The sequence below is a fragment of the Alsobacter sp. SYSU BS001988 genome, from assembly GCF_054796215.1.
Genome location: NZ_JBTAMK010000009.1, coordinates 50041 through 73379, shown reverse-complemented (window position 1 = coordinate 73379; position 23339 = coordinate 50041). Strand labels below are relative to the sequence as shown.

At 69.5% G+C, this 23339-nt stretch carries 22 protein-coding genes; 15 read left to right on the top strand and 7 right to left on the bottom strand.

Annotation, left to right across the window (positions count from 1 at the left end; genetic code table 11):
• Nucleotide 1: 1 nt before the first annotated feature.
• The 4 genes from frr to ACYVO7_RS16825 form a co-directional block, all read right to left on the bottom strand.
• The gene (gene frr, locus ACYVO7_RS16840; RefSeq protein WP_460450961.1) at nucleotides 2–562 is read right to left on the bottom strand and encodes a ribosome recycling factor; all 561 of its coding nucleotides are present in this window, start codon (nucleotides 560–562) and stop codon (nucleotides 2–4) included.
• 102 nt (nucleotides 563–664) lie between these two features.
• On the bottom strand, nucleotides 665–1378 hold the full coding sequence (gene pyrH, locus ACYVO7_RS16835; protein WP_460450960.1) for a UMP kinase: 714 nt from the start codon (nucleotides 1376–1378) through the stop codon (nucleotides 665–667).
• Between the two features lie 75 nt (nucleotides 1379–1453).
• Nucleotides 1454–2377: a translation elongation factor Ts gene (tsf, locus tag ACYVO7_RS16830; RefSeq protein ID WP_460450959.1), complete on the bottom strand. Its 924-nt coding sequence runs from the start codon at nucleotides 2375–2377 to the stop codon at nucleotides 1454–1456.
• 141 nt (nucleotides 2378–2518) lie between these two features.
• The gene (locus ACYVO7_RS16825) at nucleotides 2519–3532 is read right to left on the bottom strand and encodes a 30S ribosomal protein S2 (RefSeq protein WP_460450958.1); all 1014 of its coding nucleotides are present in this window, start codon (nucleotides 3530–3532) and stop codon (nucleotides 2519–2521) included.
• Between the two features lie 225 nt (nucleotides 3533–3757).
• Between ACYVO7_RS16825 and ACYVO7_RS16820 the strand changes: the two genes are divergently transcribed.
• From ACYVO7_RS16820 to ACYVO7_RS16810, 3 genes are all read left to right on the top strand, one after another.
• A complete protein-coding gene (locus tag ACYVO7_RS16820) occupies nucleotides 3758–4753 on the top strand; it encodes a Tim44 domain-containing protein (RefSeq protein WP_460450957.1) in 996 nt (331 codons plus the stop codon).
• Between the two features lie 168 nt (nucleotides 4754–4921).
• The gene (locus ACYVO7_RS16815; RefSeq protein ID WP_460450956.1) at nucleotides 4922–6301 is read left to right on the top strand and encodes an aspartate aminotransferase family protein; all 1380 of its coding nucleotides are present in this window, start codon (nucleotides 4922–4924) and stop codon (nucleotides 6299–6301) included.
• Nucleotides 6302–6535: 234 nt separating this feature from the next.
• Complete coding sequence (locus tag ACYVO7_RS16810; protein ID WP_460450955.1) at nucleotides 6536–6754, top strand: hypothetical protein; 219 nt, start codon at nucleotides 6536–6538, stop codon at nucleotides 6752–6754.
• A gap of 80 nt (nucleotides 6755–6834) precedes the next feature.
• Here ACYVO7_RS16810 and ACYVO7_RS16805 read toward each other — a convergent pair whose 3' ends face one another.
• Complete coding sequence (locus tag ACYVO7_RS16805; RefSeq protein WP_460450954.1) at nucleotides 6835–7422, bottom strand: L,D-transpeptidase; 588 nt, start codon at nucleotides 7420–7422, stop codon at nucleotides 6835–6837.
• Between the two features lie 232 nt (nucleotides 7423–7654).
• Between ACYVO7_RS16805 and ACYVO7_RS16800 the strand changes: the two genes are divergently transcribed.
• The gene (locus ACYVO7_RS16800; protein WP_460450953.1) at nucleotides 7655–8587 is read left to right on the top strand and encodes a histone deacetylase family protein; all 933 of its coding nucleotides are present in this window, start codon (nucleotides 7655–7657) and stop codon (nucleotides 8585–8587) included.
• 235 nt (nucleotides 8588–8822) lie between these two features.
• The gene (locus ACYVO7_RS16795) at nucleotides 8823–10301 is read left to right on the top strand and encodes an MDR family MFS transporter (protein WP_460450952.1); all 1479 of its coding nucleotides are present in this window, start codon (nucleotides 8823–8825) and stop codon (nucleotides 10299–10301) included.
• 70 nt (nucleotides 10302–10371) lie between these two features.
• Here ACYVO7_RS16795 and ACYVO7_RS16790 read toward each other — a convergent pair whose 3' ends face one another.
• Nucleotides 10372–10749: a hypothetical protein gene (locus ACYVO7_RS16790; RefSeq protein ID WP_460450951.1), complete on the bottom strand. Its 378-nt coding sequence runs from the start codon at nucleotides 10747–10749 to the stop codon at nucleotides 10372–10374.
• Nucleotides 10750–10976: 227 nt separating this feature from the next.
• Here ACYVO7_RS16790 and ACYVO7_RS16785 point away from each other — a divergent pair, with 227 nt between their 5' ends.
• A complete protein-coding gene (locus ACYVO7_RS16785; protein WP_460450950.1) occupies nucleotides 10977–11456 on the top strand; it encodes a Pycsar system effector family protein in 480 nt (159 codons plus the stop codon).
• A gap of 11 nt (nucleotides 11457–11467) precedes the next feature.
• On the opposite strand, the gene ACYVO7_RS16780 is transcribed toward ACYVO7_RS16785, so the two are convergent.
• Nucleotides 11468–11776, bottom strand: coding sequence for a hypothetical protein (locus tag ACYVO7_RS16780; RefSeq protein ID WP_460450949.1), 309 nt, complete (start codon nucleotides 11774–11776; stop codon nucleotides 11468–11470).
• A gap of 174 nt (nucleotides 11777–11950) precedes the next feature.
• On the opposite strand from ACYVO7_RS16780, the gene ACYVO7_RS16775 reads away from it, so the two are divergent.
• The 9 genes from ACYVO7_RS16775 (at nucleotide 11951) to xth (ending at nucleotide 23303) form a co-directional block, all read left to right on the top strand.
• The gene (locus ACYVO7_RS16775) at nucleotides 11951–12979 is read left to right on the top strand and encodes an ABC transporter ATP-binding protein (protein WP_460450948.1); all 1029 of its coding nucleotides are present in this window, start codon (nucleotides 11951–11953) and stop codon (nucleotides 12977–12979) included.
• Nucleotides 12934–14097, top strand: coding sequence for an ABC transporter ATP-binding protein (locus tag ACYVO7_RS16770; RefSeq protein WP_460451059.1), 1164 nt, complete (start codon nucleotides 12934–12936; stop codon nucleotides 14095–14097). Before ACYVO7_RS16775 ends, ACYVO7_RS16770 begins: the two co-directional genes overlap by 46 nt.
• Nucleotides 14098–14126: 29 nt before the next feature.
• Nucleotides 14127–15629, top strand: coding sequence for an ABC transporter substrate-binding protein (locus ACYVO7_RS16765; protein WP_460451058.1), 1503 nt, complete (start codon nucleotides 14127–14129; stop codon nucleotides 15627–15629).
• Between the two features lie 115 nt (nucleotides 15630–15744).
• Nucleotides 15745–16689, top strand: coding sequence for an ABC transporter permease (locus ACYVO7_RS16760; protein ID WP_460450947.1), 945 nt, complete (start codon nucleotides 15745–15747; stop codon nucleotides 16687–16689).
• Nucleotides 16689–17564, top strand: coding sequence for an ABC transporter permease (locus ACYVO7_RS16755; protein WP_460450946.1), 876 nt, complete (start codon nucleotides 16689–16691; stop codon nucleotides 17562–17564). Before ACYVO7_RS16760 ends, ACYVO7_RS16755 begins: the two co-directional genes overlap by 1 nt.
• A gap of 83 nt (nucleotides 17565–17647) precedes the next feature.
• The gene (locus ACYVO7_RS16750; protein ID WP_460450945.1) at nucleotides 17648–19441 is read left to right on the top strand and encodes a gamma-glutamyltransferase family protein; all 1794 of its coding nucleotides are present in this window, start codon (nucleotides 17648–17650) and stop codon (nucleotides 19439–19441) included.
• Nucleotides 19442–19467: 26 nt separating this feature from the next.
• Nucleotides 19468–20187, top strand: coding sequence for a DUF1028 domain-containing protein (locus ACYVO7_RS16745; RefSeq protein WP_460450944.1), 720 nt, complete (start codon nucleotides 19468–19470; stop codon nucleotides 20185–20187).
• 162 nt (nucleotides 20188–20349) lie between these two features.
• Nucleotides 20350–22452, top strand: a complete 2103-nt coding sequence (recG, locus tag ACYVO7_RS16740) for an ATP-dependent DNA helicase RecG (protein ID WP_460450943.1) — start codon at nucleotides 20350–20352, stop codon at nucleotides 22450–22452.
• A gap of 71 nt (nucleotides 22453–22523) precedes the next feature.
• Nucleotides 22524–23303 (top strand): exodeoxyribonuclease III, encoded by a 780-nt coding sequence (xth, locus tag ACYVO7_RS16735; RefSeq protein ID WP_460450942.1) that lies wholly within the window; start codon nucleotides 22524–22526, stop codon nucleotides 23301–23303.
• Nucleotides 23304–23339 lie beyond the last annotated feature (36 nt).

The following is a 23339-nucleotide window of genomic DNA, read 5'->3' as shown; positions in this document are numbered from 1 at the left end:
CCTAGACCTGCATGATCTCCTTTTCCTTCGACGCCAGCGCCGCGTCGATCTCGGCGATCGTCTGGTCCGTCGCCTTCTGCACCTGGTCGGACTGGCGGTCGAGGTCGTCCTTGCTGACGTGCCCGTCCTTCTCCAGCTTCTTGAGCAGGTCCAGGCCGTCGCGGCGGACATGGCGGGCGGCCACGCGGGCCTCCTCGGCGTATTTATGCGCGACCTTGACCATCTCCTTACGGCGCTGCTCGTTCAGCTCCGGAATGCGGATGCGCATGGTCTGGCCTTCGGTGGCGGGGTTGAGGCCGAGATTGGAGTCCCGGATCGCCTTCTCCACCGCGCCGACGAGGCTGCGGTCCCAGACCTGCACGGTGAGCATGCGGGGCTCGGGCACGTTGATGGTCGCGACCTGGCTGATCGGAGTCGGCGAGCCATAGGCGTCGACCTGGATGGGATCGAGCAGATTGGGGGAGGCCCGGCCCGTCCGCAGGCTGGCGAGATCCTTCCCGAACGCCTGAACGGCGCCGGCCATGCGACGTTTCAGATCGCCGAGATCGAATTGAGTACTCATCGTGACACCCGGATTCGTGCTGCACCGTTCGCGATGGGCTTACGCCCGCCCGCTGGCAGGTTCAAGGGGTGACGCAAGAAGCGTCACGGAAGGGACGCCCCGTCAGGGCGTCACCCGGGTCGCCGGCGCGGCGCCCGTCAGGATGGCGGTGACGGCTCCCGGCCCGTGCGCCGAGCCCACGATGATCGGAAGCCGGTTCTCACGCGCGAGGGCGAAGGCCGCCGTGTCCATCACCTTCAGGTCCTGCTGGATCGCCTGATCATGGGTGAGGACGTCGTAGCGGGTGGCGTCCGGATGGGTCTTCGGATCGGCCGAATAGACCCCGTCCACCTGGGTGGCTTTCAGCACGGCGTCGCAGTTCAGCTCGATGGCGCGCAGCACCGCGGCGGTGTCGGTGGTGAAGAAAGGGTTGCCGGTGCCGCCTCCCAGCACCACCACCCTGCCCTTCGCGAGATGATGCAGCGCCGGCTGCCTGGCGAACGTCTCGCAGACGGACGGCATGGCCACCGCCGACATGGTGCGGGCCGAGGCGCCGGCCGCCTCCAGCGCGCTTTCCAGCGCGATGGAGTTCATGACCGTGGCGAGCATGCCCATGGAGTCCGCCGTGGCGCGGTCGATCCACCCCGCCGCCCCGACCTTGGCGCCGCGGATGACGTTGCCTCCGCCGATCACCACGGCGATGCGGAACCCGGCGTCGACGGCGGATTTCAGATCGGCTGCGAGCGTGGTGAGGGTCTGCGGATTGAGCCAGTACCCGTCAGCGGCGATCAAAGCCTCGCCCGAGAGCTTCACCAGGACCCGCTTGCCGTCAGTCATGCGCACGCTCCGCGATCGAAAGGGCCGCCATGCAAAAACGGCGGCGCCGTGCGCCGCCGTTCGAAGGAGAGACCGTCAGGCCTGGCCGCCCGCGGCGGCCGCGACTTCAGCGGCGAAATCGCTCTCCTGCTTCTCCACGCCCTCGCCGAGGGCGTAGCGGACGAAGCCCTTGAGGGCGATCGCGCCGCCGATCCGGCCTTCGCTCTCCTTGACGGCCTGGGCGACCGTCTTGGAAGGATCGTGCACGAAGGCCTGGTCCACGAGGCAGACCTCCTTGTAGTAGCTCTTCAGCCCGCTCTCGACGATCTTCTCGAGCACATGGGCCGGCTTGCCGGCGTTCTTGTCGGCGAGAACGCCCTTCTCGCGCGCCACGACGGCGGGATCGAGGCCGGCCGCGTCGAGCGCCTGCGGGTTCGCGGCGGCGATGTGCATCGCGATCTGGCGGCCGAGGGCGGCGAGCTCGATGGGGTCGCCCTCCGACTCCAGCGCGACGATCACGCCGATCTTGCCGAGGCCCGGAGCCACGAGGTTGTGGATGTACTGGCCGACCACGCCCTTATGGACCTGCAGTTCCGCGGCGCGGCGCAGCGTCATGTTCTCGCCGATGGTCGCGATTGCGTTGGCGACCGCGTCCTGGACGGTTCCGCCGCCCGGGTAGTGCGTGCCGAGGAGCGCCTCCACGTCGGCGGACTTCTCCAGCGCGACGTCGGCGATGGTGCGGGCGAGCGCCTGGAATTCCTCGTTGCGCGCCACGAAGTCGGTCTCGGAGTTGACCTCCACGACCACGCCGCGGTTGTCGCGGACCGCGACGGCGACGAGGCCCTCGGCGGCGACGCGGCCGGACTTCTTGGCGGCCTTGGCGAGGCCCTTCTTGCGCAGCCAGTCGATCGCCTGCTCGACGTCGCCCGCATTGGCCTCGAGCGCGGCCTTGCAGTCCATCATGCCCGCGCCGGTCTTCTCGCGCAGATCCTTCACCAGAGCGGCGGTGATCGTAGCCATGGTTCACCTTTCGATCGATCATGTGAAAACACGGGGGCGGCTCGCCGCTCCCGTGACAGGCGGACCCTGGCCCGCCCCCTCAACCTTGCGTCCGGCTCCGAAGGAGACGCCCGATGCGGGCGCTCCCTCCGGAGATTCCGATCAGGCGTTCTCGAGCAGGCCGCGGGCCTGGGCGACCCAGCCGTCGCGCTCGATGCGGCCGTTCAGCTTGGCCGCGGAGTCGACCTGGGCGATGTCGGCCGGGGTCATGGCGGCGAACTGCCAGTAGTGGAACAGGCCGGTCTCGTTCAGCTTCTTCTCGAGCTGCGGGCCGACGCCGGTCAGCTTGGACAGGTCGTCCGGGGCGCCGCGGGGAGCCGCGAGCAGCTCGAAGGTCTCGCCGGCCGCCGGAGCGGCGGCGTCGGCGGGAGCGAGCTCCTCCTCGACCGGCGCCTCGAACGCGCCCACGTCGACGCCGAGCGCGCCCTGGCCGCGGGAGATGCCGTCGATGGCGGCGCGCGAGACGAGGTCGCAATAGAGCGCAATGGCGCGGCCCGCGTCATCGTTGGCGGGCACCGGATAGGTGATGCCGTCCGGATCGCTATTGGTGTCGACGATGGCGGCCACCGGGATGCCGAGGCGCTTGGCCTCCTGGATCGCCAGCTGCTCCTTGTTGGTGTCGATGACGAAGATCAGGTCGGGCACGCCGCCCATGTCCTTGATCCCGCCGAGAGCGCGCTCGAGCTTGTCCTTCTCGCGGGACAGCATCAGGCGCTCCTTCTTGGTCAGGCCCGACGCGCCGGAGGCGAGCGTCTCGTCGACCTTGCGCAGGCGCTGGATCGAGCCGGAGATGGTCTTCCAGTTCGTCAGCATGCCGCCGAGCCAGCGGGAGTTGACGTAGTACTGGGCCGAGCGCTTCGCCGCGTCGGCGATCGAGTCGGCGGCCTGGCGCTTGGTGCCTACAAACAGCACGCGGCCGCCCTGGGCCACGGTGTCGGAGACCGCCTGGAGCGCGCGGTGCAGCATCGGCACCGTCTGGGCGAGATCGATCACGTGGATGTTGTTGCGGGTGCCGAAGATGTATTGCTGCATCTTCGGGTTCCAGCGGTGCGACTGGTGACCGAAATGAGCGCCGGACTCGAGGAGCTGGCGCATGGAAAAATCTGGCAGAGCCATGGGGTCTACTTCTCCGGTTGAGCCTCCGCGGAAAGTGAACCGGGAGCTGTCCCCCGGGCACCGGAACGGCCTGAGCCGATAAATCCGCGTGTGGAATGCGCGCGCTTATAGTCGGGCGACGGTCGAAGCGCAAGCGCGTGAAGCGACCCCTTACAAATCCGCAATCTTCCTCCCATATCATGCGGGCGCGGGCATGGGGCTCGCGCAGGCCCTGATGGTAGGACCATGATGTCGATGATCACGTCGCGGCGCAGCCGCGTTCTCCTCACCGCCGCCGCCGTGCTCGCGCTGGGCCTCGGCGCGGCCGAGGCGCGGCCCGGTCAAGGCGGCAGCTTCGGCAGCCGGGGAACGAAGACGTTCTCCGCGCCCCCGCCGACCGCGACCGCCCCGCGCACCGCGGCCCCTATGGAGCGCACGATCACCCAGCCCGGAGCCCCGTCCTCGGTGGCCCAGGCGCCCGCCGGCCAGCGCGGCGGCTTCTTCGGCCGGCCCGGCTTCGGCATGGGCCTCATGGGCGGCCTGCTTGGCGCGGGCCTGCTCGGCGCGCTGATGGGCAACGGCTTCTTCGGCGGCCTCGGCGGCGTCGCGTCGTTCCTCGGCCTCTTGCTGCAGGTCGCGCTCGTCGGCGGACTCGTGATGCTGGCGCTGCGCTGGTTCCGCTCGCGCAACGCCGCCGCGCCGAACGGCCCGGCGATGGCCGGAGCCGCCTCCAACGCCCGATCCGGGCTCGGCGGCGCTCTTGGCGGCGCTGGCTATGGATCCGGCATGGGCCTTGGCGGCGCGTCGGCCGCCCCGGCGCAGCCGGCCGTCCAGCCTCTCGAGATCGGCCCGCAGGACTATGCGGCCTTCGAGAAGCTGCTCGCCGACGTCAACGCCGCATGGGACGCCGAGAACGAGGGCGCGCTGCGCCGGTTCACGACGCCCGAGATGGCGGCCTATTTCGGCGAGGAGCTCTCGCGCAACGGCGCCAACGGCCAGCACGACCGCGTTAAGGACGTGAAGCTGCTGCAGGGCGACCTGGCGGAAGCCTGGCGCGAGGGTCCGGTGGACTACGCCACCGTGGCGATGCGCTTCTCGGTCGTGAACGCCCTCTTCGACCGCGCCAGCGGCAAGGTGGTGGGCGGCGACCCGGTGAAGCCGCAGGAGGTCACCGAGATCTGGACCTTCCGGCGCGACGCCGGCGAGGACTGGAAGCTCTCGGCCATCCAGCAGCAGGCCTGAGCCTCGCCTTTACGCATGCGACGGGGCGCCGAGCGATCGGCGCCCTTTTTCATGGCCGCGCTCCGGCCCGCGCAGGACATGCCAGCCATTCGACAGCCTGATTGGCTTTGACCTGCGGCGCCCGCCCCACCAAGATGCAGCCTTCGCCACAGGACACGTGACAAGGCCATGCTCACCAATCTGCAGACGCGCGACGTCGAGACCCTCATCCATCCCTATACGAATCTGGCGACGTTCCGACAGGCGGGGCCCCTCGTCCTGGAGAGCGGCAAGGGGGTCTGGGTCTATGACAGCGACGGCAAGGCCTATATCGAGGGCATGGCCGGCCTCTGGTGCACGTCGCTCGGCTACAGCAACGAAGAGCTGGTGGAGACGGCGCGCGAGCAGATGTCCCGCCTGCCCTTCACGCATCTCTTCGGCGGCAAGAGCCACGATCCCGCGATCGAGCTGGCCGAGAAGCTGAAGGAGATCGCGCCGATGCCGGTCTCCAAGGTGTTTTTCGGAGCCTCGGGATCCGACGCCAACGACACCCAGGTCAAGCTGATCTGGTACTACAACAACGCCATCGGACGCCCGAAGAAGAAGAAGATCATCGCCCGGCTGAAGGGCTATCACGGGGTCACGGTCGCGTCGGCCTCGCTCACCGGGCTGCCGAACAACCACATCGACTTCGACCTTCCGATTCCCAACATCCTCCACACCTCCTGCCCTCACCACTACCGCTTCGCCAACGAGGGCGAGACCGAGGAGGAGTTCGCCACCCGGATGGCCGACGAGTTGGAGGAGATGATCCTGAAGGAAGGGCCGGACACGGTCGCGGCGTTCATCGCCGAGCCGGTCGGCGGCGCGGGCGGGGTCACCGTCCCGCCTCCCACCTATTACGAGAAGGTCCAGAAGGTCCTCGACAAATACGACGTGCTGTTCATCGCCGACGAGGTGATCTGCGGGTTCGGGCGCCTCGGGACCATGTTCGGCTCGGAAGCGATGGGCATGCGGCCCGACACCATGTCGCTGGCCAAGGCCATCACCTCCGCCTATTTCCCGGTCTCGGCCGTCCTGATCCCGGAGAAGATCTACGACGCCATGCTCGACGAGAGCCGCAAGATCGGCACCTTCGGCCATGGCAACACCTATGCGGGGCACCCGGTCGGCGCGGCGATGGGGGTCAAGACCATCGAGATCTACCAGCGCGACAACATCATCGGTCACGTGCAGTCGCTTCTGCCCGGCTTCTGGCGCCATCTGGACGGCCTCAAGGACCACCCGCTGGTCGGCGAGGTGCGCGGCAAGGGCCTCGTGGCCGGCGTCGAGTTGGTGGCGGACAAGGCCACCAAGCGCGCCTTCCTGGCCAAGCAGGCTGTCGGCGCGATGGCGACGTCGCTGGCCCAGGACGAAGGGCTGATCGTCCGCAATCTCGGCGACACGATCGCGATCTGCCCGCCGCTGATCATCAAGGACGGCGAAGTCGACGAGATGTTCGCCAAGCTGACGCGCGCCCTCGACCGTCTCGAGGCGCATGTCCGCCGCGACGGGTTGCGCGCCGGATAAAGCGTCGCCGCGCCCTTCGCATCGCCGGCGCCGTGCGCCCGCGCACGGCGCAGCTGCGACGGGGCGCTTAACGTCTCGTTAACCGTGAGGCCTCAATCAGGGGCATCGACAGGCCTTGTGGGCGCAACGCCCCGTTTCGTCCACAAGACCGCCATCGCCCGGCTCGATTGCCGAAGCAGTCTGGCCCCGCTCCCGCGACAGCCGGGAGATGAGGAAACGGTTCACGAGGACATCATGCCCGCCCACCATGCCCAACCGCGCGCCCCCGAGCAGCAGGCGCTCTCGAACCCGCGCCGGGCCTCGGACGTCGACAAGTACTCCCCGATCGGGATACCGGCGGTCGCGGCCGCCACGGCGCAGCTCCGCAGCGCGCAGATCGACGAAGCGCTGCGCGCCGCAGGCTTCCGCAAGGACGTGCCCGCCGTCCTGAGGGACGACGACGAGACGGCCTGATCGGGCCCCTGACATGGAAAAGCCGGCGGGACCATCCGCCGGCTTCTTGATTCAGGGCCGGGCGTCGCCGGACGCCCGCGTCACTTGACGATGACGGTCGCTCCCGTGGGGACGCGGTTGTAGAGGTCGATGACGTCGATGTTGCGCATCCGGATGCAGCCGGAGGAGACGGCCTTGCCGATCGTCTCCGGCTCGTTGGTGCCGTGGATGCGGTAGAGCGTGTCCTTGTTGCCTTCGAAGAGGTACAGCGCGCGGGCGCCGAGCGGGTTGTCCGGCCCGCCCTTCGTGTAGTGCACATGCGGCCAGCGCTTGATCATCTCGGCCGGCGGATGCCAGTCCGGCCACTCGGCCTTGCGCTGGACTGTGGCCCGTCCGGACCAGCCATAGGCCTCGTCCCCGACCGCCACGCCGTAGCGGACCGCCTTGCCGTTGGGCTCGACGAGGTAGAGGAAGCGCGACTTGGTGTCGACCACGACCGTGCCGGGCTTCTCGCCGGTCGGATCGTCGATGCGGTAGCGCTCGAACGGGCGATAGAGCTCGGCGGTCGGCACCAGCGCCATCCATTCCGCGTCGCGGCTGCTGACCTCGGGCGCCGGGATGGGTTCGTAGCGGCAGCCGGCGACGGCCGACGCCACCCCGAAGGCCAACATGAGAGACATGAGCCGCATCGAAAAACCACCTTCGTCAATCGCCGCCTTCCGCGACTCGGACCAGCGATACCAGATTATTCCCGCATAGGCTGTTGTGTGTCGGACGCATCACGAGGGTTTGTATCCCCCGGGCAGGATCTCGGCCGGCGCCATGATCTCCCGCAAACCCGCCCCGCGCTCATTGCCGGATGGACGGAACGCGGCGCAGGGGCGACAATCTCGGCAACGAGAACGCTCCCCGGGAGGCGACGTGACGACCCTGCTGATCACCCACCCCTGCTTCATCCGGCATCAGACCCCGATGGGCCATCCCGAGCGGCCGGACCGCATGCGCGTCGTCGAGCGCATCCTCGAGCACGAGCGCTTCCAGTCGCTGCAGCGGGAGGCCTCCCCCGAGGCGACCATCGCACAGCTCTGCCTGGCCCATCCGGAGGAGTATGTGCTGGGCCTGCAGGACGCGGCGCCCGCCAGCGGACTCGTGCAGCTCGACGCCGACACCACCATGTCGCCCGGCACCTGGGAGGCGACCGTTCGGGGCGCGGGCGGCGCGATCCTGGCCGTCGACGAGGTCGTGTCCGGGAAGGTCGACAACGCCTTCCATGCGGCCCGGCCGCCCGGACATCACGCCGAGAAGACGCGCGCGATGGGCTTCTGCTTCTTCAACAACGCCGCCATCGCGGCGCGTCACGCCCAGAAGGCGCACGGGATCGGCCGGGTCGCGATCGTCGATTGGGACGTGCACCACGGCAACGGCACGCAGGACATCTTCTGGGACGATCCCAGCGTGATGTACTGCTCGACCCATGAAATGCCGCTCTATCCGGGCACGGGCGCGACCCGCGAGCGGGGCGAGCACGACACCATCGTCAATGCGCCGTTGCGGGCCGGCGACGGCGGATCTGAGTTCCGGGAGGCGTTCGAGGTCGCGGTGCTGCCGCGGGTCGAGGCGTTCCAGCCCGACCTGATCATCATCTCGGCCGGTTTCGACGCCCATGTGCGGGACCCGCTCGCCAATCTCAATCTGGTCGAGGCCGACTTCGGCTGGGCCACGGCGAAGCTGATGGACATCGCCGACAAACACGCCCAGGGACGCGTCGTCTCGCTCCTGGAGGGCGGATACGACCTGGAAGGGCTGGCCCGCTCCACCGCTGCCCATGTGATGACCCTGATGCGGGGCGGCTGACCCGTCCGACGCCGCGCCGTTCGCCGTCGCGGGCAGAGCCGCCCCGCGCTCCGCGCAGGGACCGCCGCGTCGGACGGGATGGACTCTCCCGCCCGCCGCTCCATGTTGCGGACACGCGGCGGCCACGCCGCAGCCCTTAGCCAGAGCGGCGCGGCCTGATCGGCGTCGCCCGCTCGTCCCGAGAGAGGGAGCCTGCCAGCGCTGCGCCGAGCGGCTCGCGTGGCGGCTCGACGCCATGAACGCTTCTCCCCCCGACGCCATCCGCCCCGCTCTCACCCATGAGGAGATCCGCCTCGTCATCCTCGGGATCCTGGTGGCCATGTTCCTGGCCGCCCTGGACCAGACCATCGTGGCGACGGCGCTCCCCACCATCGGGCGCGAGCTGGGGAATGCGGAGCTGCTGTCCTGGATCGTCACCGCCTATCTGGTGACCGCGACGGCCATCACCCCCCTCTACGGCAAGCTCAGCGACATCCATGGGCGGCGTCCCACCATGCTGGTGGGGATCGCAGTGTTCGTCCTCGGCTCGGTCGCCTGCGCGCTCGCGCCCAACATGATCGCCCTCATCCTGGCCCGGGCCCTGCAGGGGCTCGGCGGCGGCGGGCTGATCTCGATGGCGCAGACCATCATCGCCGACATGGTCGCCCCCAAGGAACGGGGCCGCTACCAGGTCTACATCGCGGGCGTGTTCGTCAGCTCGAGCCTGGCCGGCCCCGTGCTGGGCGGCTTCTTCGCCGAGCACCTGCACTGGTCGATCATCTTCTGGATCAACATCCCGCTCGGGATCGTCGCCTTCGCGATGACCAACTCCCTGCTGCGCAAGCTGCCGCAGAACAACCGGCCGCACTCGCTGGACGTGCTCGGCGCCGCGCTGATGATCACGGCGACGACGCTCCTGCTCCTCGCCCTGAACTGGGGCGGATTGCGCTACTCCTGGACGTCCTGGCAGGTGATCGCGCTCCTGACCGCGTCCGCCGCCGGATGGGTCGCGTTCGGGCTTCGGCTGGGCTCGGCCAGCGAGCCTCTCATTCCGCTCACGCTCTTCGCCAACGGCGTCGTCCGCAACGGCACGCTGGCGGCCTGCTTCGGCATGGGCGCCTTCATCGGCATGACCATCTACACGCCCGTCTATCTGGAAACCGTGAAGGGCCTTTCGGCCAGCGACTCGGGCCTCGCGCTCATCCCGCTGATGATCGGCACCGTGATGGGCGCCACCATTTCGGGCCGGGCCATGGCGCACGTCACCCACTACAAGCGCTTGCCCATCGGCGGCCTGATGGTGGCGATCGGGGCGGTGCTGGCGCTGGCCCGCTGGGGCGCGGACCTGCCTTTCGTGGGGCTGGAGATCCTGTTCGGCGTCATCAGCCTGGGCCTCGGGACGCTGCTGCCGGTCACGACCGTGTGCATCCAGAACGCCGCCCCGGTTCACCAGCTCGGGACCGCGACGGCCAGCATGAACTTCTTCCGCAGCCTCGGCGGCGCGCTGCTGGTCGCCGCGTTCGGGGCCATCCTGCTGGCCGGCGGCGTGGTCGGGGGGCTTCACGGCTCAACGCCGGGCCAGGCCCATGCGGCGGCGGATCCCGGGGCGCTCGCCGCCTTCGCGCGCATGTTCCAGGGCGCCGCCGCGTCGCTGGCGATGGCGCTGGTCTTCCTCGTGGCGATGGAGGAAAGGCCGCTGCGCGGCCGTTCCGCCCCGGCGCCCGCGGCCGACTGACCGGCGCGAGACGGCGCCCGAAACGGTTCCGGGCGCCGGTCGCTCTCTCACGCGCCGGGCGGCGACGCCGTCACTGGGTCTTGCCGGGCGTCGGAGAGAGCCTCCGGTTCCCCTGCTGCTTGATGTCGCCGCCATTGGGAGACGTCCCGACCGTGCCGGTCTCGCCGGTGCGATCCGTTCCCGCGCCGGAGTTCACGCCCGCTCCCGATGCGGCGGATCCGCCGCCGGCGCCGCCGGCGCCGCCCGCCGGGCCGTTCGCGCCGGGACCCGCGACGGCCCCTCCGCCGCCGCCCTGACCTCCCGCTCCGGCTCCTGAGCCCGCGCCCCCGCCGCCTGCGGCGCTGCCGCCCCCCGACGAATCGCCCGCGGCCGCATGGGCCAGGGGAATGGCGGTGAGCGCGCCGAAAGCCAAAGCCAGGCTTGCGGCGCAGAATCTCGAACGCGTCATGTCGTGATCTCCTGCGAGGGGAGAAAACGCGGGGCTCCAGCCCATGTTCCGACTCTTCTGGAACAATCCAGAACAGTTTCAGCAACATGGGTTCAAAGATCCAGCAAGTGATCGTATAGAGACGAGACTCATCTGTACGTCACTGCGAGGGCCAAGCCGGCTCGGACGGAAACGTCGCGGTCACGTCCCCTATACAGTCGAAACACGCAGGATCCGGACCGGGCATCATGAAGCGCGAACAGATCGAGAGGGCCGAGAAGACGTTGCAGCGCATGCTCGACTGGATCGCCCGGCATGACACGCGAAGCGCCGCGGTGCTGGGCATCAGCCTCGCCATGCTGGGCGCCCTGTCGTCGTCCATTCCAGCGCCGTCCCATTGGACGTTGCCGTACGGCGTCGCGCTTGCGGCTTCGGCCGCGGGCTTCGGATTCGTGCTGGCCGAATTGCTGCGCGGTCAGTTTCCGCGCTTCCGGGCCACGCCGTCCCTCTTCTTCTTCGGGACGGTCGCGGGGCTCACGTTGCAGGAGTACCAGCGCCAGTTCGGCGCGCTCGACGAGGATGGGTACCTGGAGGACCTGCTGACGCAGTGCTACACCAATTCGAGAATCCTGCGCTCGAAGTTCCGGTCGCTCAAGCGGTCGATCATCGGGCTGATGTTCACCGCGCTTCCCTGGGCCGCCGCCCTGGGCCTGGGCAAGGGACTGTGACGGCCTGACCTTCAGGCCGCGGCTTCGTCGGTCTTCTGACGCTTGCGGCTGACCAGCTTCGGCGCGGCCGCCTTTTCGGGCGTGATCTTGGCCCCGTGCTTCTTGGCGTAGCGGAGGACGCGCTTGAGCGCCTTGCGCTCCTCCGACAACGCTGCCAGATGGGCTTCGGCCCGCCCCAACCCGTCTTCGGCGAGCAGCGCGGCGGCGGCTTCCTCCAGGCTGGCCGCGCGGGCCGCGACGGCGGAGTACTCCCTCACGCTGCGGGCGCTTTCGTAGGCCTCGTGCAGCGCTGCGAACTTCTTCTGCGCTTTCAGTCCCATGGCGGGCTCCTCTGTGTGGGAGCCAGCCTAGCAAGCGCCGTTGTCACAATCCATGCGGGCGGCGATCGGCGAATTCGCCGCATGCCGAATTCAGCTTGATCCCTCGCCGCTGGGGTCTACGATCTGGCACAACAAATGCCAGTGCGGCGAACCCGCCCAAGCGAGTGCATGCGTATGTCATTTCCCATCGGGCGCCCCCGGCCCGCTGAGCAGACCCCCATCCTGTCCGTCGAAGGCCTGACCATCTCGGTCCGCGGCCGGGAGCACGCGACGACGCTGGTGGAGGATGTCTCGTTCTCGCTGGATGCGGGGCGGACGCTGTGTCTGGTCGGCGAATCGGGATGCGGCAAGAGCATCACGTCTCTCGCCATCATGGGCCTGCTGGCGTCGCCTCCGCTCGAGATCAGCGCGGGCGAGATCCTGTTCGAAGGCCGGGACCTGCGGTCCCTGCCGGCCCGGGAGCGGGCCGACCTGCGTGGCGACCGGATGACGATGATCTTCCAGGAGCCGATGACGTCGCTGAACCCGGCCTTCACGATCGGCGACCAGATCAGCGAGGTGGTGCTGCGCCACCGCCGCTCGACGCCCGCGCAGGCGCGGGAAACCGCCCTCGACATGCTCCGGAAGGTGCGCATCCCCGCCCCCGAGAAGCGGCTCGACGAGTTCCCGCACCAGCTTTCCGGCGGCATGCGCCAGCGAATCATGATCGCCATGGCGCTCGCCAACGGGCCGCGGCTGCTGATCGCCGACGAGCCCACGACGGCGCTCGACGTCACCATCCAGGCCCAGATCCTGTCGCTCGTGCGCGCCCTGCAGAAGGAGACCGGCACGGCCATGCTGCTGATCACGCATGATCTCGGGGTGGTGGCCGAGGTCGCCGACGACGTCGCCGTGATGTATGCGGGCCGCATCGTCGAACGCGCGCCGGTGCGCGAGATCTTCGCCGATCCGCAGCATCCCTACACGATCGGCCTGATGGGCTCCCTGCCCTCGCTGACCGGCCGGGAGGAGCGCCTGGCCACAATTCCGGGCAGCGTGCCGCCCGCCGACCGCATGCCGAAAGGCTGCCGCTTCGCGCCGCGCTGCCCCTTCGCCATCGCGGCCTGCACGGCCGCGCCGCCGCCCCTGATCGAGGTGGCGCCGGGCCACGAGGCCGCCTGCATCCGCGCTCCGCTCGAACTGCACGTCACGGAGGCGGCGTGAGCGCGATCCTGGAGGCCGAGGGCCTCAAAAAGCATTTCCGCAGCGGCGGCGGGCTGTTCGAGAAGCCCACCATCATCCGCGCCGTAGACGGCGTGTCCTTCTCGGTCGAGAAAGGCGAGACCCTGGCCATCGTCGGCGAGTCCGGCTGCGGCAAGTCCACCGTGGGGCGCATGCTGATGCGGCTCATCGAGCCCACGGCGGGCGCCGTCTCGTTCGAGGGTCAGGACCTCGTCGGGCTCGACGCCGCGGGCCTGCGCCGCCTCAGGGGCGAGATGCAGATGGTCTTCCAGGACCCGTTCTCGTCGCTCAACCCGCGCATGACGGTGGCCGACATCGTCGGCGAGCCGCTGTGGCTTCATGGCGAGGGCTCCGCCAAGGCTCGCCGCGAGAAGACCCTCGACCTGCTGCAGACCGTGGGCCTGCGCCCCGACCACGCCGACCGCTACCCGCACGAGTTCTCGGGCGGACAGCGCCAGCGCATCGGGATCGCCCGCGCGCTCGCCAGTTCGCCCCGGCTGGTGATCGGCGACGAGCCCGTCTCGGCGCTGGACGTCTCGATCCAGGCGCAGGTGATCAACCTTCTGGAGGACCTGAAGGAGCGCTTCGCCCTCACGCTGATCATCATCGCCCATGACCTCGCCGTGATCCGGCACATGAGCGACCGGGTCATCGTCATGTATCTCGGCAAGATCGTCGAGGTCGCCCCGACGGCGTCCCTCTACGCGGAGCCGCTGCACCCCTATACGCGCGCGCTTCTCAGCGCGATCCCGCTGCCGATCCCGGGCGTCCGGGCCGAGCGCCGCCTGCTGGAGGGAGACATCCCCAGCCCGGCGAACCCGCCCTCGGGCTGCCGCTTCCACACACGCTGCCCCTTCGCGCAGGAGCGCTGCAGGGTCGAGGAGCCGCTCCTGAGGGGATCGGAGGGACGGCTCGCCGCCTGCCATTTCTACGAGACGCTCCCGCCGGAGACGGCCGGCCGGGCGCTCGGACCAGCCGACAGCCCCGCGAAGGCGCGCAGGCTGGCGCTCTACAAGGATCACCGCCGGCGCCAGGAGATCGGCGCTCGGCCGGATGCGCCGATCGAGACAACGACGCCCAGGGGAGAACTGACGCCATGACGACGACGACATATCGAACGCTGCGCCACCTGGCCTGCGCGACCGCGCTCACCGTCGCGACCGCCGGTTTCGCCGGCGGGGCCTTCGCGCAGTCCCTGCGGGTCGGCCTCGCCGAGGACGCCGACGTCATGGACCCCCACCAGGCCCGAACCTTCGTCGGCCGCATCGTCTTCACGGCGCTCTGCGACAAGCTCGTCGACGTCTCGCCCGACCTGAAATTCACGCCGCGGCTGGCCACGTCGTGGGAGTGGGCGCCGGACAACAAGTCGCTGACGTTCAAGCTGCGCAGCGGCGTCAAGTTCCACGACGGCGAGCCCTTCGACGCCGAGGCCGTCAAGTTCAACATCGAGCGCGCCAAGACGCTGCCGGAATCCCGCCGCAAGAGCGAGATCGCCTCGGTGGAGAAGGTCGAGGTCGTCGATCCGATGACCGTCCGGCTGGTCATGAGCCAGCCTGACGTGACCGTGCTGGCGCAGCTCTCCGACCGCGCCGGCATGATGGTGTCGCCGAAGGCCGCCAAGGAGGCCGGCGCCAATCTGGGCGCCAAGCCGGTCTGCTCCGGGCCCTACAAGTTCGTCGAGCGCGTGCAGAACGACCGCATCGTGCTGGAGAAGTTCCAGGACTACTGGAACAAGCAGGCTTTCTCCTTCGACAAGATCACCTATCTGCCGATCCCCGATTCGACGGTCCGGCTCGCCAATCTGCGGTCGGGCGATCTCGACATCATCGAGCGCCTCGAGCCGACCGACGTGAAGACCGCCAAGGGCGACGCCAGCCTGACCACGGCGTCGGCCGTGGGCCTCGGCTACCAGGCGATCAACGTCAACCTGGCCAATTCCGACCGCGCCAAGACGCCGATCGGCCAGGACAAGCGGGTGCGCCAGGCCCTGGAGCTCTCGCTGGATCGCGACGCCATCAACCAGGTCGTGTTCGAGGGCCAGTTCAGCCCCGGCAACCAGTACTTCTCGCCCAAGAACTTCTACTACAACGCCCAGATCCCGATCCCGCAGCGGGACGTGGAGAAGGCCAAGGCGCTCCTGAAGGAGGCCGGCGTGAAGACGCCGGTCAAGTTCGAGGTCACCATGTCCAACAGCCCGCGCTCGCAGGCGGTCATGCAGGTGATCCAGTCCATGGCGGCGGAGGCCGGCTTCGACATCCAGCTGCGGGCGACCGAGTTCGCCACCATGCTGAACGAGGGCACCAAGGGGAACTTCGAAGCCAACCAGTATGGCTGGTCGGGCCGGCCCGATCCAGACGGCAACATCCACGCCTTCGTGACCTGCAAGGGCAACCTGAACGACTGGAAGTACTGCAATCCCGAGGTGGACAAGCTGCTGGACGAAGCGCGCACCATCTCCGACCAGAACGAGCGCAAGAAGCGCTACGACGCCGCGCAGGCGATCCTGGCCAAGGACCTGCCTGTGATCACGATCTATCACGAGAGCTGGATCTGGGGCCTGAAGAAGTCGCTGACCGGCTTCCAGCCCCACCCGGACGGCATGATCCGCCTCGATAACGTGAAGAAGTCGTGAGCCTGAGCCTCGCCCAGCTTAGCTCCGTGCAGCCCTTCCCCCGACGGGGGAAGGGACCGGAGATCGTCGCCCGGCGGAGCCGGCGGCGTCCGCAGGGCGCGAGCGGAGCCTTGTCATGCTGAGCTTCATCGGCCGGCGCGTCCTGATCGCGATCCCCACCATCATCCTGGTGTCGATTTTCGTCTTCACGTTGCAGAAGCTGCTGCCGGGCGATCCCATCCTGGTGCTGGCGGGCGAGGAGCGCGATCCGGCGGTGATCGAGCTCTTGCGCGAGAAATACCATCTCAACGACCCTCTCCCGATCCAGTACCTCGCCTGGGCGGGCCAGGCCCTGCAGGGCAATCTCGGGGTCTCGCTGCGCACCAACGTGCCGGTGCTGGCGCTGATCAAGGACAAGCTGCCCGTCACCCTGCAGCTCGCCGCCATGGCGATGAGCTTCGCCATCCTGATCGGCATCCCGGCCGGCGTGATGGCCGCCGTGCGCAAGGGCACGGCCTGGGACTACGGGGCCACCGCCGTGGCGCTGTGGGGGCTGTCCATCCCCAACTTCTTCCTGGGCATCCTGCTGATCTTCCTGATCTCGGTGCAGCTGAACTGGCTGCCGGCGTCCGGCTACACGCCGCTGAGCGAGAGCGTGTCCCAGAACCTGAAGACCATGATCATGCCGGCCTTCGTGCTCGGCAACGCGCTCGCCGCCTCCATGATGCGGCATACGCGAAGCGCCATGCTGGGCGTGCTGCGGCAGGACTATGTGCGCACCGCCCGCGCCAAGGGCCTGCTCGAACCGCGCGTGATCCTCAAGCACGCGCTGCGCAACGCGCTGATCCCAGTCGTGACCATCGGCACGCTGCTGTTCGGCGAGCTGCTGGCCGGCGCGGTGCTGACCGAGCAGATCTTCACGATCCCGGGTTTCGGCAAGCTCATCGTCGACGCCGTGTTCAACCGCGACTACGCGGTCGTGCAGGGCGTCGTCCTGTGCACCGCGATCGGCTATATCGGCCTCAACCTGCTGGCCGACGTGCTCTATGTGGTGCTCAATCCCAGGCTGAAGGTGCGCTGATGACCATCGCGCTCGACACGGCCGACCAGGCCATCCCGGCGCCGCGAAGCCGGGTCTGGGGCAAGCTCCTGCGCAACCGCTCCGCGCTGATCGGCGGGACCGTGGTCGTCGCCTTCGCGCTGATCGCGTTCCTGGGTCCCTATGCGCTGGCGGACGACCCGATCAAGACCTCCTGGTCGCTGGTGCGCAAGGCCCCGTCCTGGGCGCACTGGTTCGGCACCGACGATCTCGGCCGCGACGTGCTGGCGCGGGTCGTCTACGGCGCGCGGGCGTCGCTGCTGGCGGGCATCGTCTCGGTCACGATCGCGGTCTCCATCGGCGGGCCGCTCGGCCTGGCCGCCGGCTATTTCGGCGGGTGGATCGACGCCGTGATCTCGCGCTGCACGGAGGCGATGCTGGCCTGCCCGTTCCTGATCCTGGCGATCGCGCTGGGCAGCGTGCTGGGCGCGAGCCTGACCAACGCCATGATCGCGATCGGCATTGCGGCGGCGCCGATCTTCACCCGGCTCACCCGTGCGCAGACGCTGGCGGTGAAGACGGAGGACTATGTCGAGGGAGCCCGCGCCATCGGCCTGCCCGACCGGTGGATCCTGGCGCGCTACGTCATCCCCAACATCTTCGCCCCCATCCTGGTGCAGGCGACGCTGATCATCGCCCAGGCGATCATCGCCGAGGCGAGCCTGTCCTTTCTCGGACTGGGCCAGCAGCCGCCGGCGCCGAGCTGGGGCGCGATGCTCAACACGGGCAAGAACTTCCTGCAGCAGGGGCAGTGGTGGATGTCGATGTTCCCCGGCGTCGGCATCTTCCTGACCGTGCTCGGCTTCAATCTCCTGGGCGACGGCCTGCGCGACGCGCTCGACCCCCGCGAGACCTGACCTTCGGTCCGGCCGTCGAAGCGCCTGCGCCAGGTTCGACGGCTCCCCCATCCCTCTCCCGGCGCACAAGAAGGCTTACGCCCATGTTCACCACCCGTCCCGAAATCCAGGGCACCTTCGGGGTCATCACGTCGACGCATTGGATCGCCTCCGCCGTCGGCATGGCCGTCCTCGAGAAGGGGGGCAACGCCTTCGACGCCTGCGCGGCGGCCGGGTTCGTGCTGCAGATCGTCGAGCCGCATCTGTGCGGCCCGGCCGGCGAGGCGCCGGCGGTGTTCTATTCGGCGCGCACCGGGAAGGTGGAGGTGCTCTGCAGCCAGGGCGTCACGCCCGCCGGCGCGACCATCGAGGCCTACAAGGCGCGCGGCCTCGACCTCATCCCCGGCTCCGGCCTGCTGGCCACCGTCATCCCGGGCGCGTTCGACGGCTGGATGCTGCTGCTGCGCGAGCACGGATCCCTGCCGTTGCGCGACATCCTGGGTCCGGCGATCGGCTACGCCCGCGACGGTCATCCGATCCTGCCGCGCGTCTGCGACGGCATCGCCGCGCAGGCCGAGTTCTTCGCCAAGGAATGGCCGAGCTCCGCCGAGACCTGGACCCCGGGCGGCAAGGTCCCCGAGCCCCGCTCGCTGTTCCGCAATCCCGTGCTGGCCGCCACCTACCAGCGCATCCTAGACGAAGCCGAGGCGGCGGGCGGCGACCGGGTGGGTCAGATCGAGGCGGCGCGCCACGCCTTCATGAAGGGCTTCGTGGCGGAGGCGATCGACCGCTTCTGCCGCACCACCGAGGTGATGGACGCCAGCGGCCAGAAGAACGGCGCCGTCCTCACCGGCCAGGACCTCGCCGGCTGGCAGGCCAGCTTCGATGCGCCGCAGACCTATGACTATCATGGCTGGACGGTGTGCAAGCAGCGCCCCTGGGGCCAGGGGCCGGCGCTGCTGCAGTCGCTGTCGATCCTGAAAGGGTTCGACATCGCCAGCCTCGACCCCGCGGGGGCGGACTACATCCACCTCGTGGTCGAGGCCATGAAGCTCGCCTATGCGGACCGCGAGGCCTATTACGGCGACCCGGATTTCTGCGACGTCCCCATCGAGCAGCTCCTCTCGGAGGCGCACGCGGCCGAGCGGCGCAAGCTCATCGGCGAGACCGCGTCGCGCGAGCTGCGCCCGTCGGTGCTGCCCGGTTTCGAGGAGCAGGTCCGCCATACGCTGGAGAACCTCTCGCGCCGCCGCCACCAGGGCACCGGCGTCGGGGCCGGCGAGCCGACCATGGCCCATCTCAAGACCGCCAAGCGCGGCGACACCGTCCACATCGACGTCATCGACCGGCACGGCAACATGATCTCGGCCACGCCGTCGGGCGGCTGGCTGCAGTCGTCGCCGGTGATTCCGGAGCTCGGCTTCCCGCTGAACTCGCGCGCGCAGATGTTCTGGCTCGAGCCCGGCCTGCCGACGAGTCTCGCGCCCGGCAAGCGCCCGCGCACCACTCTGACGCCGTCGCTGGCGCTGAAGGATGGCGAGCCGACCCTCGTCTTCGGCACGCCAGGCGGCGACCAGCAGGACCAGTGGCAGCTGTCGCTGTTCCTGCGCCGGGTCCATCACGGCCTCAACCTGCAGGAGGCGATCGACCTGCCGCTGTTCCACACGGGGCACTTCCCGTCCTCCTTCTACCCGCGCGAGTCGAGGCCCGGCCACCTGATGGTGGAATCCAGCGTGGGCGAGGCGACCATCGCCGAGCTGCGCCGGCGCGGCCACGACGTGGAGGTCGCCGAGCCCTGGACCGTGGGGCGCCTGACGGCGGCCGAAAAGGGCGCCGACGGCGTGCTCAAGGCCGCCGCGACGCCGCGCCTCATGCAGGCCTACGCGATCGGGCGCTGAGCGCCCCCGCCCCCTCTGGAGCTGACATGACCTGGTCCATCGTCGCCAAGGATCCGCAAACCGGACACTTCGCCGTCGCGGTCGCCACCCGCTTCTTCGCCGTGGGGGCGCTCTGCCCCTTCGGCGGCGGGGGCGTCGGCGCCCTCGCCACGCAGGCCCTCATCAACCCCCTCTACGGCTACAAGGGCCTGCGCATGCTGGCCGACGGCATCCATGCCGAGCATGTCGTGGCGGCGCTCACCGGTCACGACGAAGGTCGGGACCAGCGCCAGCTGCACGTCATCGATCGGGACGGCCGGAACGCCGCCTGGACCGGCCCGGGATGCGTGGAGTGGTGCGGGCACCTGGTCGCCGAGAACGTCTCGGTGGCGGGCAACATGCTGGCCGGCCCTGCCGTGATCGGCGACACGCTCGCCGCCTACCAGGCCCATGTCGACCGGCCGCTGGCGGAACGGCTGATCCTGGCGCTGGAGGCCGGAGAGGCGGCCGGCGGCGACAAGCGGGGCAAGCAATCCGCCGCGCTCAAGATCTGGACGACCGAGGAATACCCCATCCTCGACATGCGGGTGGACGACCATCCCGATCCCCTCGCCGAGTTGCGGCGGCTCTGGACGGTGGCGCATGAGCGCTACATTCCGTTCTCGGGCGCCTTCGCGACGCGCGCGAACCCGGCCGGCGTGACCAGCCGTCCCGCGATCGACCGCATGGTCGAGGAGTTCCAGGCCGCCCGCGCCGGCAAGGCCTAGAGCATGCTGCGAAAAGGTGGAATCCGGCTTTTCGCACTCAGCGTGCGACACCCGAAAAACCTAGGCCATGCTGCGTTTCCATCGAATCACAGCAAGGCCTAGCGCCGGGCCTGCGCCAGCGGGCGCGTGTATGCTGCGCGTCCCTGCGGCTGCGAATCGTCCATGCGCCCTGCCCTCCTGAACCCGCTCTTCGCGCCCGTCACCACGCTGCCCGGCGTCGGGCCGAAGATGGCGCCGCTCTACGACACGCTGCTGGGAGAGCCCGGCAGGCCCGCGCGCGTCGTCGACCTGTTGTTCCACCTGCCGCACGGCGTCATCGACCGCAGCGCCCGCCCCCGCATCGCGGACGCGCCGCTGGACGCCATCGTCACCCTGGAGGTCAGGGTGGACGAGCATCGGCCCGGTCCCCCGAACCGCCGCAACGCGCCCTACCGCGTGGTGGTCAGCGACGACAGCGGAGACATCGCGCTGGTCTTCTTCAACGCCTCGGCTCGCCGCATGGAGGCGCTTCTGCCGCTCGGCGAGAAGCGGTGGGTGTCCGGCCGCATCGAGATGTGGGACGGCCGGCGGCAGATGGTGCACCCGGACCGAGTGCTCGACGCCGCCGCCGTCGAAACCATGCCGCCTTTCGAACCGGTGTACGGACTGACGGCCGGGCTTGGCCCGCGCAGCGTCGCCAAGGCGGCCGGGGCGGCGGTGGAGCGCATCCCGACCCTGCCGGAGTGGCAGGACGCGGCCTGGCTGCGCTCGCGCAAGTCGCCGTCCTTCGCCGACGCGCTGCGCGCGCTGCATCACCCGTCCTCGGCGGCCGCGCTGGCTCCCGACGCGCCGGCCCGGATCCGCCTCGCCTATGACGAGCTCCTGGCCAGCCAACTCGCGCTGCTCCTGGCGCGCCAGCACATGAAGAAGGCGGCGGGACGGTCGCAGGCCGGCGACGGGCGCATCGCCGAGCGTCTCATTCGGTCGCTCCCGTTCGGGCTCACCGGCGCCCAGACCGCCGCCATCGCCGACATCCGGAAGGATCTCGCCGCGCCCGAGCGCATGCTGCGGCTGCTGCAGGGCGACGTCGGCTCGGGCAAGACCGTCGTGGCCCTGATCGCGATGGCGACGGTCGTCGAAGCGGGCCGCCAGGCCGCCCTGATGGCGCCGACCGAGATCCTGGCCCGCCAGCACTACGACAAGCTGCGGCCGCTGGCCGAAGCGGCGGGCCTGCGAACCGCGCTGCTGACGGGGCGCGACAAGGGCGCCGGCCGGCGCGCGGTCCTGGAGGGCCTTGCGTCGGGCGAGGTCGACATCCTGTTCGGCACCCACGCGCTGTTCCAGGAGGACGTCGCCTTCTCCGACCTCGGCATGGCCGTGGTCGACGAGCAGCATCGCTTCGGCGTGCACCAGCGGCTCGCCTTGTCGCGCAAGGGCGAGGCCGCGGACGTGCTGGTCATGACCGCGACCCCGATCCCGCGGACGCTCGTGCTGTCCTATTTCGGCGACATGGACGTCTCGGTCCTGCGCGAGAAGCCGGCCGGACGCCAGCCCATCGACACCCGGGTCGTCTCGCTGGACCGGCTCGACGAGGTCGTGTCCGGGGTGGGCCGGGCGATCGCCTCGGGCGCGCGGGCCTATTGGGTCTGTCCGCTGGTCGAGGAGAACGAGGAGCTCGACGTCGCCGCCGCGCAGGAGCGCTTCGAGACGCTCACCCGGATCTTCGGCGCGCGCGTAGGCCTGGTGCACGGCCAGATGAAGGGCAAGGACAAGGACGCCGCCATGGCGGCCTTCGCGGCGGGCGAGACGGCGATCCTGGTGGCGACCACCGTCATCGAGGTGGGGGTGGACGTGCCGGAGGCCACCATCATCGTCATCGAGCACGCCGAGCGCTTCGGCCTCGCCCAGCTCCACCAGCTCAGGGGCCGGGTCGGGCGGGGCGGCGGCAAGTCGAGCTGCCTCCTCCTCTACAAGGCGCCGCTCGGCGAGGTCGCCAAGGCGAGGCTGGAGACCATGCGGCGCACCGAGGACGGCTTCGAGATCGCCGAGGAGGACCTGAAGCTGCGCGGCGAAGGCGACGTGCTGGGCACGCGGCAGTCCGGCATGCCGGGGTTCCGCCTGGCTGTCCCGGAGAAGCACGGCGAACTGCTCCAGGCCGCGCGCGACGACGCCAAGCTCGTGCTCGCCACCGATCCGGACCTCGCCGGTGACCGGGGCCAGGCGCTGCGGGCGCTGCTCTATCTCTTCGAGCGGGACGCCGCGATCAGGCTCATCCGCGCCGGTTGAGAAGCCCCCGGAAATCCTTTGCAGACCCGGGCTCCGGGCCCTAGTTTCCCGCCAGCCCGCCGGAGTCCCTCATGCGCATCGCTTCCTGGAACGTCAATTCGGTGAAGGCCCGGCTGGAGCACCTGCTCGCCTGGCTCAAACAGGCCGAGCCGGACGTCGTCTGCCTGCAGGAGATCAAGTGCCTCGACGAGGCGTTCCCGACGGCGGACGTGGAGGCGCTGGGCTACAACGTCGCGACCCACGGGCAGAAGTCCTATAACGGCGTCGCGATCCTGTCGAAGCGGCCCTTCGAGGTCATGCGCGGCCTGCCGGGCGACGACGAGGATACGCAGTCGCGCTACATCGAGGCCGAGATCCCGACCGACACGGGCGCGGTGCGGGTCGCGTCGATCTACCTGCCCAACGGCAACCCGCCCCTGACCGAAAAATACGACTACAAGCTCGCCTGGATGGACCGGCTGACCGCGCATGCGGCGTCCCTGCTGGCGCTGGAGGAGCCGCTCGTGCTGGCCGGCGACTACAACGTCATCCCGACCCCGCGGGACGTGCACAATCCGGCGGCCTGGGCCGGGGACGCGCTGTTTCTGCCCCGCACGCGGGAGCGGTTCCGCGAACTGCTGGCGCTCGGCTTCACGGACGCGTTCCGGGCCTGCGACGACCGGGACGGGCAATACACGTTCTGGGACTATCAGGCGGGCGCCTGGCAGAAGAACCACGGCATCCGGATCGACCACCTGCTGCTCTCGCCGCAGGCGGCGGACCGGCTCCAGACCTGCGTCATCGACAAGCAGGTCCGCGCCTGGGAAAAGCCCTCGGACCACGTGCCGATCCGCGCCGACCTCGCTTTGTAGGGCGCAGCCGCAGCGGCCTGTTCTGCTGGAACTTCA